This is a genomic window from Limisalsivibrio acetivorans (assembly GCF_000421105.1).
Lineage (GTDB): Bacteria > Chrysiogenota > Deferribacteres > Deferribacterales > Geovibrionaceae > Limisalsivibrio > Limisalsivibrio acetivorans.
On sequence record NZ_ATWF01000001.1, the window covers coordinates 1,880,640 to 1,893,970 of the forward strand.

A 13,331-nucleotide genomic window follows, 5' to 3' on the forward strand; every position below is an offset into this window, starting at 1 on the left:
AACACGGTTAAATCCGGGATGTTAATACACTAAAAGGGGGGAGTGCTCGGAGTCTCCTAGTCGCCCCAGCAGGGGGTGTTCTCATCCCCGCAGAAGCGTTCCTGCATCTTCTTGAGAACAGGGCCCGGAACAAAGCTTCTTATATCACCACCAAGGGCGCCGATCTCACGAACCATGCTGGAACTGAGGAATATATACTGCTTTGTGGGCATAAGAAAAACCGTATCAAGTTCATCGTCAAGCTTCCGGTTCATAAGTGCAAGCTGGAATTCATACTCGAAATCCGATACCGCTCGAAGCCCTCTGATTACGGTTTTACTCTCCATCTCACTCATAAACTTGACGAGGAGGGAGTTAAAATTTACCACACGAATGTTTGAGATATGGCTTACGGATTCACGAACCATCTCGGTTCTTTCATCCACATTGAATAGTGTGTTCTTTTTGCGGCTTTCCGCCACTGCGACAACGAGCTCGTCGAAGAGTTTTGCCGCCCGCTCGGCAATATCAAGGTGACCCATGGTCATGGGGTCGAAGGTTCCGGGATAGACTGCTCTCATAACATAATCATCCGAAGTATCTTATTATAGTTTCGCCGTACTTCTTCTCCTTTAAAAGCTCAAAGCAGGCTTCCTCAGGCTCGAAGGGCGTTCGTACACTCTCTTCATATATCAAAACTCCCCCGTTTGCAAGGAGGGCGTTCTCTTTAACATACTCCAGTGTTTTATTTATACCGTAGATGCCGTAGGGGGGATCGATGAATACTATATCGTAACCTCCTCCCAGTGCGGAGGCGGTCTTAAAGAAATCCTTTTTTATTGTCCTTACACAGTTTCTCTGAACATCCTTCAGATTTTTCATGAGAAACGCAGTGTTTGTATCCACAAATGTACAGCTTTCTGCACCCCGGCTTATCGCCTCTATGCCGAAGGCTCCCGTTCCTGCAAAGCAGTCCAGCACCTTTGCACCCTCCACCTTGTCGTAAAGGGTGGAGAACACCGCCTGTCTCGTTTTATCCGTGGTAGGGCGTATTGAGGAGCCTTTGGGTGTAGTAATCGATTTTCCTTTCAAGCTCCCCGCTGTTATCCTCACAGAATGCCTCCTGTACCTTTTCGCATATCTCTTTTAAGCCCGTTTCCCTGTCGGCAGTTCTTATACTTTCGGGGAATATACGTCTGACTGCGCACTTATAACCGAAATAGCCCTGTATCTTTCCCGCCGGAGCCTCTAAGACATAGCCGAGGGAGCAGTATAACAGCATCGCCGCTGTCTTAACAAGGTCCCCCATCGCCGGGTGATAGAATCCACCCTTTATCCTCTCCTGAAAATCCGCATCACTGTGCAGGCCGGTCCGGATAACCGTAATGCCTCTGTTCTCGAATGCTGTGTATGCGTAAAGAGCCCGCCGGATTGTCTCTGCCGGGGTGAGCGGTTCATAAGCGCCGGAGCTCATAAGCGTGTACAGCTCCGTCCCCTCCAGAACAACCGTGGGGTATATCCTCGCATATACAGCACCCGTTGAGCACAGCCTGTCCACGGTATTCCTGAAGTCACCCCACCCCTCCCCGTACATACCGGTCATGATCTGTACTCCGAGATTAAAACGCTCCTGCACCTTTTCCACGCTCTGCATGATCACCTTGGATGAACAAGGCCTTCTATTGGCGGCAAGTACAGTATCGGAAAGGCTCTGAACACCTAGCTCAATTGTCTTAACAAAGTTTCCCCTCGCTTCATCGAGGAGTTCATCGTAAATACAGCCGGGGTCTGTGGATATGCGGACACGCCGGAAGGCGTTTGTATAGGCGAGACGGTAGAGCTGTTTTCTTATATGTTCATCAAGGCAGGTAAAACTGCCGCCGTAAAAGGCTATTTCGTCCCAGTTTTTTGTGTAGCTGAGGGACATCTTTATCTGTTTCTCTGCGGACTTAACTGCGGACTGGGGGTCAATCCCCGTTATTCCCGCCTGATCACAGTAGATACAACGGTTTTTACACCCTGCAAAGGGGATGAATACGGGGAGAACCTTAAGCTTCATCGGGGAATTTCTTCAGCGCCTTAACCGCTGCATCCTTCTCCGCACTCTTCTTGCTCTTCCCCTCTCCTGTTTCGCAGATGGCATCACCCACCGTAAGCTCCACAACAAAGGTTTTATCGTGCTCCGGTCCCTGCTCTCGGATAACATTATACTCAGGGAGCATGCCGAGAACCTTCTGGGTTATTTTCTGCAGCTCGCTCTTGGCATCGATGAAGGTGTTGTTAGAGATATCCTCGTCCATCCTGCCGCCAAAAAGCTCAATAACCGTTTTCTCAGCGGTTTCATACCCGCCGTCGATATACACGGCAGCCACTATGGACTCAAAGATGTCGCACAGGAGCGAATCCTTGTTCCTGCCGCCGCTGGCCATCTCCCCTTTGCCGAGGAAGATGTATTCACCGATGCACATGCTCGTGGCGAGCTCGCTGAGGAACCCTTCACTCACAAAATGCCCCCTCAGTTTGGAGAGGACACCCTCATCGTAGTCCTTATATTTATCAAGAAGATATTCAGTGATTATAAGCTGAAGTACGGCATCGCCGAGGAACTCAAGGCGTTCGTAGTTTCGTTTTACCTTCTTCTCATGGGAATAGGAGCGGTGGGTTAATGCTTCGATCAAAACGCTCCTGTCCTTGAATTCGTAGGACAGGAGCTTTTCTAATTCATTCAGTCGGAGGTTAAGATCCGAGTCTTTTGTCATATTTTCTTAAGAAGAATAGTCGCATTTGTTCCGCCGAAGCCGAGGGAGTTGCTTATTCCGCAGTTTACTTCCGCCTCAACGGGTTTATTAGGTACATAATCCAGATCGCACCCCTCGTCCGGCTCCTCAAGGTTGATGGTGGGAGGTATTATGCCGTTTTTGATTGTGAGCGCAAGGAAAGCACCCTCGATACCCCCAGCCGCTCCGAGAAGGTGTCCGGTCATAGACTTGGTGGAGCTTATCTTCATATTATAAGCGTGCTCGCCGAACACACCCTTGATCGCCTTCGTTTCGATAACGTCATTGTAAGGGGTGGATGTGCCGTGGGCGTTGACGTAATCCACCTCTTCGGGCTTAACGCCGGCATCATCAATGGCCATCTGCATGGTTCTCATACCACCATCGCCGCTTTCGTCGGGGGCTGTCATGTGATAGGCATCCCCGGCAAGGCCGTAGCCAGCGATCTCTGCATAGATCTTGGCTCCCCGTGCCTTGGCGTGCTCGTACTCCTCAAGGATAAGGATACCACTCCCTTCACCCATAACGAAACCGTCACGCCCTTTGTCGAAGGGTCTGCTGGCTTTCTGGGGGTCATCCACACGTCTGGAAAGAGCCTTCATATTAGTGAAGCCTCCAACGGCGAGGGGTGTTATAGCTGCCTCTGCACCACCGGCCACCATGCAGTCCGCATCGCCGCGGGCAATTATCTTGAAGGCATCCCCGAGGGCATGGGTGGCAGTGGCGCATGCCGTAACAGTGGAAAGATTGGGCCCCTTAAGGCCGTATTTGATGGAAACAGCACCGCTTCCCATGTTTATGATAGCCGCAGGAATAAAGAAGGGGGAGATCTTTCTGTAACCACCCTTTCTATAGGCCTCGTGGGTTTTCTCGATGGTTTCAAACCCTCCGATTCCGGAGCCGACAATAACGCCGAAGCGATCCCTGTTCACCTTTTCAAGATCGATGCCGGAATCCTTCATGGCAAGCTCGCTTGCGGCCAGCGCATAAACGATAAACTGGTCGTATCTCCTGAGCTCTTTCTTATCTACGAAATCTGTGGGTTCAAACCCAGCCACCTCGCCCGCTATATCAACGGGAAAATCCGAGGTATCAAACCTGGTAATCTTTGATATACCGCTCTTGCCGGAAAGCAGGGCGTTCCAGTTGTCCTCAATGCCGACACCAAGCGGGGTCACAAGACCTATTCCTGTAATTACTACTCTTCTCACAAAATCCTCCGACTATCTGTGCGTTGAATAATTAACAAATTATACAGCCGGTTAAAATAACTGTAAAGGGATCCGGAAACTGTTTCCGGACCCCGGTTATACGCATGTAAATTTTTTCGTTACTGTGCTTTGGTGATGTAGTTTATTGCATCGCCGACAGTTTTGATCTTCTCAGCTTCCTCATCGGGGATCTCGATACCGAACTCCTCTTCGAAAGCCATGATAAGCTCCACTGTATCGAGGGAATCTGCGTCGAGGTCATCAATGAAAGATGACTCGGGCTTTATTGCGTCCTCTTCGGCGTTAAGCTGCTCAGCTATAATCTCTTTTACCTTAGCTTCGATGTCCATGTTTTCCTCCTGGGTTTATGTTTTTCTAAAAATTGTATTTTCTGGACTTTATAACATTATCCGGACAGTCCCGGCTTGCTTTACATATACATTCCACCGTTAACGTGGATCGTTTCTCCTGTGATGTAATCGGAATCGGATCCTGCAAGGAAGGCAACCGCCCCTGCCACATCCTCACCGCTTCCGAAGGTCTTCAGAGGAATACGCTCAAGCATCTGATTCTTAACATCCTCATCCAGGCCGCCGGTCATATCGGTTTCGATAAAGCCCGGTGCAACGGCGTTTACACGTATACCCCTTGCGGAGAGCTCAAGGGCAGAGGACTTTGTAAGCCCCGTAAGGCCGCTTTTACTTGTTACATAGTTTGCCTGGCCGGCGTTGCCCATGAAGCCAACAACGCTTGAAATGTTGATTATCTTACCGTAGCGCTTCTTCATCATACCCTTAACTGCGAAGCGGGTACAGAGGAATGCGCCCTTGAGGTTGGCATCGATAACTGCGTCCCAGTCCTCTGTTTTCATTCTCATGATAAGGCCGTCTTTGGTTATGCCCGCATTATTCACAAGGATATCGACCGTGCCGAGCTCCTTTTCTATCGATGCGAACATCTCCTTAACCGAAGGCTCATCGGCGACATTTGCCTTAACCGCCAGAGCCTTGCCGCCTGATTCTTCTATCTCTTTAACAACCTCTTCAGCCTTTGCTGAGCTGGAGGCGTAGTTAACTGCCACATTTGCACCCAGCGATGCCAGCTTAAGCGCCACTGTGCGACCGATCCCTCTGGAACCGCCTGTTACGAGGGCTACCTTTCCTTCGAGCATATCAGTATCTCCTTAAAGCTTCTCTTCATCACCGACAATCCCCACATTGGAACAGTTCAGTGATTTATCGACCTTGCGGACGAGTCCTGTGAGAACCTTTCCGGCTCCCACCTCTATGAAAGTGTCAGCACCTGCTGCGGCCATATTCTGGATCGTTTCTGTCCACAGAACGGGGCTTGCAACCTGCTTAACAAGATTGTCGTAAACATGGGAAGCCGATCTTTCGGGCTCCGCCTTAACATTACTGAACACAGGAGTGCTCAGATCATTTATATCGATATTCTTAAGATACTCCGCCATTTTAACCGCCGCGGGCTTCATGAGCGAGCAATGGAAGGGTGCACTAACGGGGAGCATAACAGCCCTCTTAGCACCAGCCTCTTTGATCTTCTCGGCAAACTCGGCAACCTTTGCCGTACTCCCCGCAACGACTATCTGCCCGGGGGAATTAAAGTTTGCCGGCTCCACAACGCCGTTGTCGTCGGTGAGTTCCAAGCATACCCTGCGCACGGTCTCCTCATCGGAGCCCATGACGGCGGCCATGGAACCCGTTCCCACAGGCACAGCCTCCTGCATAAATTTACCACGGTTGTGAACAGCAAGGACTGCGTCCTCGAAGCTCATTCCTCCGGCTGCCACAAGGGCGGAATACTCGCCGAGGGAGTGCCCGGCGAAGAAATCGGGGCTGAGCTTATCCTTAACAACCTCCCAGAGACCAACACTCATCGTGAGCAGAGCCGGCTGGGTGTTTGAGGTGAGTTTAAGGTCCTCTTCGGGGCCGTTGAACATGAGTTCTGTAAGGGAGTAGCCGAGAACCTCGTCCGCTTTGTCGAATATATTCTTTACTTCATCGTATTTTTCGTAGAAATCCTTCCCCATACCCACTGTCTGGGAGCCCTGACCGGGGAAGATTACTGCTGTTTTACCCATGCTTAGTTCCTCCTGCAATCAGAATGTAAAGACCATACCGCCCCATGTAAGTCCGCCTCCAAAGGCGGCGGAGGCGATGTTCATACCCCTCTTGATCCTACCCTCACGAACAGCTCCGTCAAGGGCGGTGGGGATGGTTGCGGCGGATGTATTGCCGTATCTGTCCAAATTTATTATTACCCTTTCCTGTGCAAGGTTAAGCCTTTTCGCTGTGGCATCGATGATTCTGAGGTTCGCCTGATGGGGGATGAGGAAGTCGATATCATCATAGGAGAGTCCGCTCATCTCCACAGCCCTTGAAGCTACTTCGGCCATGGCCCTTACGGCTATCTTAAAGACCTCATTCCCGCTCATCTTTATCATGCCCGCTTCAATATCCAGCTCATTACGCTTGGCAAGATACTCGGTACCGAGGCATGGGAGTGCGAGAAGATCCGCATGGTCGCCGTCCGCATGAACGCTTACGCTTCTTATGCCGGGTTTGTCCGATGCAGAGAGGACAGCCGCTCCAGCTCCGTCACCGAAGAGGATGCATGTGCTTCTATCGCTCCAGTCCACAGTGGCGGTGATCTTTTCCGCACCAATGACAAGGATATTCTTGGCACTTCCCGATTTGATCATCGAATCTGCAACGTTGCAGGCATAGAGAAATCCGGTACATGCCGCAGCAATGTCGAAGGCGAAGGTTCCGGGAATACCCAGAAGGCTCTGCACACGGCATGCGCAGGAGGGCATCGTAGTATCGGGGGTGAAGGTGGCGAAGATAATTCCGTCAAGATCCTCCGGCTTCATCTCTGCCATCTCCAAGGCCTTAAGCCCCGCTTCATAGCCCATATCCGAGCATGAGTGATTCTTGGCTATACGTCTTTCACGTATGCCGGTTCGGGTAATAATCCACTCATCAGAGGTCTCAAGAAACTTTTCAAAGTCATGGTTCGTCATTACATCCGGCGGGAAAAAAGAGCCCGTACCGGAAATTCTAGAAAATATAGCCATATTGACACCGTCGGGGATGACGGGCGTTAACTGCCCTGATTAGATTTTTTCTTAAATTTTCCGAGAATATTATCCAGAAATGACCCGCCTTTGTCAACTTCTAATACCTCGAAGGATTCCTTTACCTTCTCCTCTATGAGGCCGTTGAGGTTGTTTTCGGCAAGTTCTTTTGCAACACGTATTCCGTTTTTAACAGCGTTGTGGTTGCTGCTGCCGTGGCCGATGATGCAGACACCGCCAACACCGAGCAGAGGAGCACCGCCGTATTCGGTATAGTCCGCCCTCTCTTTAACACGCATAAGAGCCCCTTTGGCGAAAAGAGCACCTATCTTGGCGGGGACTGATTTGGTTATCTCCTCTTTTATCATCTTGGAGACGAACCAGCCGGCGGATTCGGAAACCTTGAGAGCGACATTGCCTGAGAAACCGTCGCAGACGATTACGTCTGTCGTCCCCCTGAACATATCCTTACCCTCCACGTTGCCGTGGAAGTTGACAACGCCGGTGGATTCACGAAGGAGCTGATTTACAACCTTGATAACATCGCTCCCCTTCATCTCCTCTTCGCCGATACTGAGCAGACCTGTCTTAGGGTCGTCTATGCCGAGGGCTATGTGTGCGTATGCACTACCCATAATGGCAAACTGAAGATAATGGAGAGGTTTGCATTCAACGTTCGCCCCTGCATCGAGGAGAACGGTGTGCCCTTTTATGGTGGGGAGAACTGCGCCGATGGCGGGCCTGTCGATGCCCTCAAGAACCTTGAGAACCATCTTAGCAACGGCCATAACAGCGCCCGTGTTTCCGGCACTGAAGAACGCATCACCGCTGCCGTCTTTAACGTGGCGCAGGCCTTTGTGTATGGAGGAATTCCTCTTCCCTCTCAGGATTGCAGAGGGGGAATCATCCATGGTTACAACATCTTCAGCGTCGCTGATCTCAATACGGGAAAGGGGGTAGGATGAGAGCTTATCAAGCTCCTCTTTGACCTGGGCTTCACGACCCACCAGGAGTATATCAGTATCAAGGTCGCGGCAGGCGTCCGCCGCTCCTCTCACAATCTCCACGGGGGCAAAATCACCCCCCATGGCATCAACGACAATTCTCATGTTCTTAGATTTCTGCTTTGTCTACAACCTGCTTCTTGTTGTAATACCCGCAGGAAGGGCAGACTCTGTGGGGCATGGTAAGCTCGCCGCAGTTGCTGCACTTGTGGAATGCCATGGTCTTGGCGTGATGGTGGCTTCTTCTGTGCCCTTTTTTGGATCTGGTTGTTTTCTTCTTAGGTACTGCCATTTTGCATTGCTCCTTAGATTTATTCTTTAAGTTTCCGGAGTTTTTCCCATCGGGAATCCTTCTCCGGCTCCGTATTATCCTCTTCCTCCTCTATGGGAAGTTCCTCTGCGCAATCTTCATCGCAGGTAACTTTCATAGGGAGCAGAAGCAGCGATTCCTGCTTCAGGATTTCATGGAGATCTATATGATCCGCCGCACCCTCATAGGTTCCGGCGTCCTCATCACTAAGCTCAATCTCTTCCCCCTCAATCTTGAGAGTGCCTGCCAATACTCTGACACGCACCTGCTCGCCAAGGTTCAGTTTTCTCTTTTTCAGGCATCTGTCGCAGGTTAGCACAACCTCCGAATCAAGACGGCCATCAAGGAAAAATTCCTCGTTTTTGGAGTCCAGGGGATAGATACTTCCGCTGAAGGCGACCCTTTCGAAGGTGCCTTCGTCAAACTCAAAGGAAAGCTCCGTCTCAAGCTCCTTCCCCTCTTCGTTTATACTCTCGAAATACAGCTTCACCAGTCACCTCGGTCAAAGAGAAAGAATATTATAGAAGGGTCGATGGAAAGTCAAGCCTATATAGCATTTCAGTAACATTGATCCGCCACATCTTCAAGGACAGATTTCCAAAGCCCCGCAGGTGAGGCTAATTTGTGCAACATTGAATTGACACCCATGGTAAATATCGGTAAAGTCCAAACTTGGTAAAAGCGTCAATAAAAGAGGTTTTCAAACATGAAGCTTACAGTCATCGGAGCCGGATATGTGGGCCTCGTAACCGCTGCATGTCTTGCAGATACCGGTAACGAGGTTATGTGCATCGAAAAGGTGTCATCAAAACTCGAAACCCTCAGAAAAGGGGAATCGCCCATCTACGAACCCGGCCTCTCCGAGGTTCTTAAAAAGAATATCTCAAATGGAAACATTACCTTCTCGGATAACATTGATGAAGGGGTACGCTTTGCAGAAGCGATATTCCTCTGCGTGGGCACACCCCAGAGCGATACGGGTAAGGCGGATCTCTCCCAGGTTGAGGAAGCCGCAAGACAGATTGCCTCCATAAGCGACGGCTACAAGCTCATAATCGAAAAATCCACCGTTCCCGTTAATACACACAGGCGTGTCAAGATGACACTAAACAGATACGCCGCACCCGATGCCCAGTTTGATGTTGCATCAAACCCCGAGTTCCTCAGGGAAGGTTCTGCGCTTTACGACTTCTCAAATCCCGACCGTATCGTTGTCGGCGTGGAGAGCGAAAGGGCGGAGCAGATATTTAAGGATATATATAAGCCATACACCGATCAGGGCTTCCCTTTACTGATAACAACACCCGCTGCGGCGGAGCTTATAAAGCATGCCTCAAACTCATTCCTCGCCCTTAAAATATCCTACATTAATATGGTATCCGACCTCTGCGAAAAGGTTGGTGCAGATATTGAGCTGGTGGCGGACGGCATGGGCTACGACAAGCGTATCGGAAGACCCTTCCTCAATGCCGGCCTCGGCTACGGCGGAAGCTGCTTCCCCAAGGATATAAAGGCGTTCATCAACATGGCAAACGAAAACGGTGTCGATTTCACCCTCCTCGAAGAGGCGGATATGATAAACGCATCACGCCGTAGCAAATACCTCGAGATGATCGAGGATATCCTCTGGATCAACAAGGATAAGCAGATATGCATATGGGGACTTGCCTTTAAACCTAATACAGACGACATCCGTGAGGCACCCGCAATTGATATAGTAGGCGAGCTCGGTGAGGCGGGAGCACAACTCAGGCTCTTTGACCCCAAAGCCACTGAAAACTTTAAGAACTTCTACCCCGAGGGGGGGAATATCAAATACTTCAACGATAAGTACGAAGCACTTAACGGTGCGGATGCCCTTCTCATCGTTACGGAGTGGTCTGAATTCAAAGAGGCTGACATCGAAAAGATCAAGTCCCTTATGCAGCTCCCCATTATAATAGACGGCCGCAACATATACGATCCCGCAACAATGAAGGAAGCAGGAGTTGAATATTACAGCATCGGCAGATAAAAAAAGGGTTCTCATAACCGGGGCCGCCGGATTTATCGGCAGTCACCTCACCGACCGATACCTCAAAGAGGGTTGGCAGGTTATTGGCATGGACAACCTGCTCACAGGGAGCATGGAAAATATCGCCCATAACCTCGGAAATGAGAATTTCACCTTTGTTAAATACAATGTTACAAACTATATACATGTGGAAGGGAAGGTTGACCTTGTGCTCCATTTCGCCTGCCCAGCTTCACCCGTAGACTACCTTAACTACCCCATCCAGACACTTAAGGTGGACTCCATAGGAACCATGCACTCTCTAGGCCTCGCCAAGGAGAAGAAGGCTCGCTACGTCTTCGCATCCACCTCCGAGATATACGGGGATCCCGAGGTTCACCCGCAACCTGAAAGCTACTGGGGGAATGTGAACCCCCTCGGCCCACGTTCCGTATACGATGAGGCGAAGCGGTTCTCCGAATCGATGACGGTGACATACCACAGGAAGCATGGTGTCGATGCTCGAATTGTCCGAATATTCAACACCTACGGCCCACGCATGCGTCTCAATGATGGACGTATCATCCCCAACTTCGTTTATCAGGCCCTCACTGGAAAGCCGATCACCGTGTACGGTGACGGAAGCCAGACAAGGAGCTTCTGCTACATCGAAGATCTCGTTGAGGGTATCTACCGTGTCTCAACCATGGAAGGCATCTCGGGTGAGGTTTTCAACCTCGGCAACACCGATGAATACACCGTAAAAAGCTTTGCGGAGATAATCACAGATAACCTGCAGGCTTCCGGAGGACTCGTCTATGAGGATCTTCCACAGGATGATCCCAAGCGCAGATGCCCCGATATTACAAAGGCAAAGAAGGTTCTCGGCTGGGAGCCAAAAGTCAGCCTTGATGACGGACTACGTGAAACCGTCGACTACTTCCGTGAAGCCATCGAGAAAATCGGGGAGTAGGCATGTCTTCCAATCTACCCCTTTCCGTTTCCATCATATCCTTTAATGAAGAGGACAACATAGGCCGCACCCTCGAAAGCGTTATGGGCTTTGCGCATGAGATTATCGTCGTTGATTCCCACTCTACTGATAAAACAGTTGAAATCGCCGAAGCTTTTGGTGCAAAGGTTTATGACGAGGACTGGAAGGGGCATGTAAAGCAGAAGAATTCCGCCATAGAAAAATGCACTCAGGAATGGATCCTCTCCCTCGACTGTGATGAGGTAGTAACACCCGAGCTCGAAAACTCCATAAGAGAAACAGTTGCCTCCGGTGAAAAGGACGGCTACATCATGAACCGCCGCACCTTCTACGCAGGAAAGATGCTCGCCCATTCATGGCAGCCGGACAACAAGCTCCGCCTCGTGAAACGTTCAGCAAATCCCCGCTGGGGAGGGTACGACCCCCACGATGTCCTTGAGATAGAAGGAACTAAGGGTAAACTGAACGGCGATCTAATCCACTACTCCTACCGTGATATTAACGACCACTTTCAGCGTCTTCTTAAATACGCCAAAACAGCCGCCATGAGCTACCATAAAAACGGACGCAGATTCAGCATGTTTCGCCTTATCTTCAATCCGCCTGCGGCATTCATCAAGAAGTACATCATCAGAGGCGGATTTCTAGACGGTTTTCACGGCCTCCTTGTTGCCGTAAGCAGCTTTATTTACGTCTTCCTTAAATATGTGTTCCTATGGGAAATTGAGCGCAATGAGGGCTAAGGTAATCTCAGTAGGGAATATCTCCCTCGGCGGAACGGGTAAAACACCCTTCACCATAATGCTCACACGCCACTTCCTCGAACAGAACAAAAAGGTCTGCATACTCTCCAGAGGCTACAGAGGCAAGGCGGGACTCGATACCACAGTGATCTCAGACGGCAGCGAGATCAAGCTCTCGCCCCCAGAAGCGGCGGATGAGCCATACATGATGGCAAAGGCCTGCCCAGGAGCTGTTGTAATCACAGGTAAAGAGAGGCTCAAGTCTGCACAGGTTGCCGAGGAACGATTCGACCCCGATATAATAATACTGGACGATGGATTCCAGCATAAGCGTATGCCCAGAGATGTGGACATCCTGCTCATGGACCAGAAACGCCCCGTATCCACAGGACTCATATTCCCCTTCGGCTACCTGAGAGAGTTTCCCCGGGGTATTCAGCGTGCAGATATAGTTGTTTTCACCCGAGCCATAGATGAAAACATAGAGAAAAATATCAGGCACCTAGTAAAGGATAAACCGATATTCTTCAGCAAGATCCGGTTCAAGGGGATTTACCAGAACGGCAAAGAAGTAGACCTTCAGGAGTTTGGACGCAAAAAGATCTTCGCCTTCGCAGGAATAGCCTCACCAATGAAGTTCTTTCGATTTATGAAGGATCAAAACCTCAATATCGGAAGAACACGCCCATTTCGCGACCATGCGGACTATACAGACAAGGTGCTGAACAGTATCGAAGAAGCGGCAGAAAGAATTAACGCCGAAATGATACTCACGACTGAAAAAGACTACGTAAAACTACCCGATGAAAGAAAACATAAGTACGCCTACGCCGCCATTGATGTCGAACTCAACGACCTCAACGGCTTCCTAAACGCACTGAATATTTAACCAAGAAATCTCCCAGCATACTTACTAATTTTCAGCTATTCACTAAAGAATTAAGACTGATACGCAACAGACTTCCATGGATGGAAGCCCTGAAGTATGCAGCATAAAGGCTTTGCCAAGCGTAGCGCCAGGGAAATTCTCAGGATGATGAATTTCCCAGGTTATATGGATGGTAAATTCCATAGATTAAATCAGACTAAGGGGAAATTTTTAGGGAAAACTTTCCCCTTAGAATCCCCTTAAAAACCCCTTTATCTGTCTGAATAATTTCCCGTCCATGGAAATTATTCTGCCGTTCGAAGAAAGAAGCTGCCTTCTCACTTACGCAAGCGAG

At 49.9% G+C, this 13,331-nt stretch carries 16 protein-coding genes; 4 read left to right on the forward strand and 12 right to left on the reverse strand.

What is annotated here, in order from left to right:
* Positions 1–56: 56 nt before the first annotated feature.
* The 12 genes from coaD to K300_RS0108980 form a co-directional block, all read right to left on the reverse strand.
* On the reverse strand, positions 57–560 hold the full coding sequence (coaD, locus tag K300_RS0108925; RefSeq protein ID WP_022851329.1) for a pantetheine-phosphate adenylyltransferase: 504 nt from the start codon (positions 558–560) through the stop codon (positions 57–59).
* Between the two features lie 7 nt (positions 561–567).
* Positions 568–1,092, reverse strand: a complete 525-nt coding sequence (gene rsmD, locus K300_RS0108930; protein ID WP_022851330.1) for a 16S rRNA (guanine(966)-N(2))-methyltransferase RsmD — start codon at positions 1,090–1,092, stop codon at positions 568–570.
* Positions 1,013–2,038, reverse strand: coding sequence for a radical SAM protein (locus K300_RS0108935; protein ID WP_022851331.1), 1,026 nt, complete (start codon positions 2,036–2,038; stop codon positions 1,013–1,015). Before K300_RS0108935 ends, rsmD begins: the two co-directional genes overlap by 80 nt.
* The gene (gene rnc / locus K300_RS0108940; RefSeq protein WP_022851332.1) at positions 2,028–2,738 is read right to left on the reverse strand and encodes a ribonuclease III; all 711 of its coding nucleotides are present in this window, start codon (positions 2,736–2,738) and stop codon (positions 2,028–2,030) included. The genes K300_RS0108935 and rnc overlap by 11 nt, the downstream gene beginning before the upstream one ends.
* Positions 2,735–3,967: a beta-ketoacyl-ACP synthase II gene (fabF, locus tag K300_RS0108945; RefSeq protein WP_022851333.1), complete on the reverse strand. Its 1,233-nt coding sequence runs from the start codon at positions 3,965–3,967 to the stop codon at positions 2,735–2,737. The genes rnc and fabF overlap by 4 nt, the downstream gene beginning before the upstream one ends.
* A gap of 119 nt (positions 3,968–4,086) precedes the next feature.
* Positions 4,087–4,317 carry an acyl carrier protein gene (gene acpP, locus K300_RS0108950; protein ID WP_022851334.1) on the reverse strand — a complete coding sequence of 77 codons (231 nt, stop codon included), beginning with the start codon at positions 4,315–4,317 and terminating at the stop codon, positions 4,087–4,089.
* 80 nt (positions 4,318–4,397) lie between these two features.
* Positions 4,398–5,138 (reverse strand): 3-oxoacyl-[acyl-carrier-protein] reductase, encoded by a 741-nt coding sequence (gene fabG / locus K300_RS0108955; RefSeq protein WP_022851335.1) that lies wholly within the window; start codon positions 5,136–5,138, stop codon positions 4,398–4,400.
* A gap of 12 nt (positions 5,139–5,150) precedes the next feature.
* Positions 5,151–6,068 carry an ACP S-malonyltransferase gene (fabD, locus tag K300_RS0108960; protein ID WP_022851336.1) on the reverse strand — a complete coding sequence of 306 codons (918 nt, stop codon included), beginning with the start codon at positions 6,066–6,068 and terminating at the stop codon, positions 5,151–5,153.
* An 18-nt stretch (positions 6,069–6,086) separates the two neighbouring features.
* The gene (locus tag K300_RS0108965; RefSeq protein ID WP_026836385.1) at positions 6,087–7,058 is read right to left on the reverse strand and encodes a beta-ketoacyl-ACP synthase 3; all 972 of its coding nucleotides are present in this window, start codon (positions 7,056–7,058) and stop codon (positions 6,087–6,089) included.
* Between the two features lie 32 nt (positions 7,059–7,090).
* A complete protein-coding gene (gene plsX, locus K300_RS0108970) occupies positions 7,091–8,173 on the reverse strand; it encodes a phosphate acyltransferase PlsX (RefSeq protein WP_022851338.1) in 1,083 nt (360 codons plus the stop codon).
* A 4-nt stretch (positions 8,174–8,177) separates the two neighbouring features.
* Positions 8,178–8,360 (reverse strand): 50S ribosomal protein L32, encoded by a 183-nt coding sequence (rpmF, locus tag K300_RS0108975; protein ID WP_022851339.1) that lies wholly within the window; start codon positions 8,358–8,360, stop codon positions 8,178–8,180.
* Positions 8,361–8,379: 19 nt separating this feature from the next.
* Entirely contained in the window at positions 8,380–8,868 is a 489-nt protein-coding gene (locus tag K300_RS0108980) for a YceD family protein (protein WP_022851340.1), read from the reverse strand.
* Positions 8,869–9,084: 216 nt separating this feature from the next.
* Between K300_RS0108980 and K300_RS0108985 the strand changes: the two genes are divergently transcribed.
* The 4 genes from K300_RS0108985 to lpxK are packed head-to-tail and all read left to right on the forward strand — an operon-like array spanning position 9,085 to position 12,997.
* On the forward strand, positions 9,085–10,392 hold the full coding sequence (locus K300_RS0108985) for a UDP-glucose dehydrogenase family protein (protein WP_022851341.1): 1,308 nt from the start codon (positions 9,085–9,087) through the stop codon (positions 10,390–10,392).
* Positions 10,367–11,344 carry a UDP-glucuronic acid decarboxylase family protein gene (locus tag K300_RS0108990; protein ID WP_022851342.1) on the forward strand — a complete coding sequence of 326 codons (978 nt, stop codon included), beginning with the start codon at positions 10,367–10,369 and terminating at the stop codon, positions 11,342–11,344. The genes K300_RS0108985 and K300_RS0108990 overlap by 26 nt, the downstream gene beginning before the upstream one ends.
* A 2-nt stretch (positions 11,345–11,346) precedes the next feature.
* Positions 11,347–12,108, forward strand: a complete 762-nt coding sequence (locus K300_RS0108995) for a glycosyltransferase family 2 protein (protein ID WP_022851343.1) — start codon at positions 11,347–11,349, stop codon at positions 12,106–12,108.
* On the forward strand, positions 12,098–12,997 hold the full coding sequence (gene lpxK / locus K300_RS0109000; RefSeq protein WP_022851344.1) for a tetraacyldisaccharide 4'-kinase: 900 nt from the start codon (positions 12,098–12,100) through the stop codon (positions 12,995–12,997). The genes K300_RS0108995 and lpxK overlap by 11 nt, the downstream gene beginning before the upstream one ends.
* Positions 12,998–13,331: the final 334 nt, after the last annotated feature.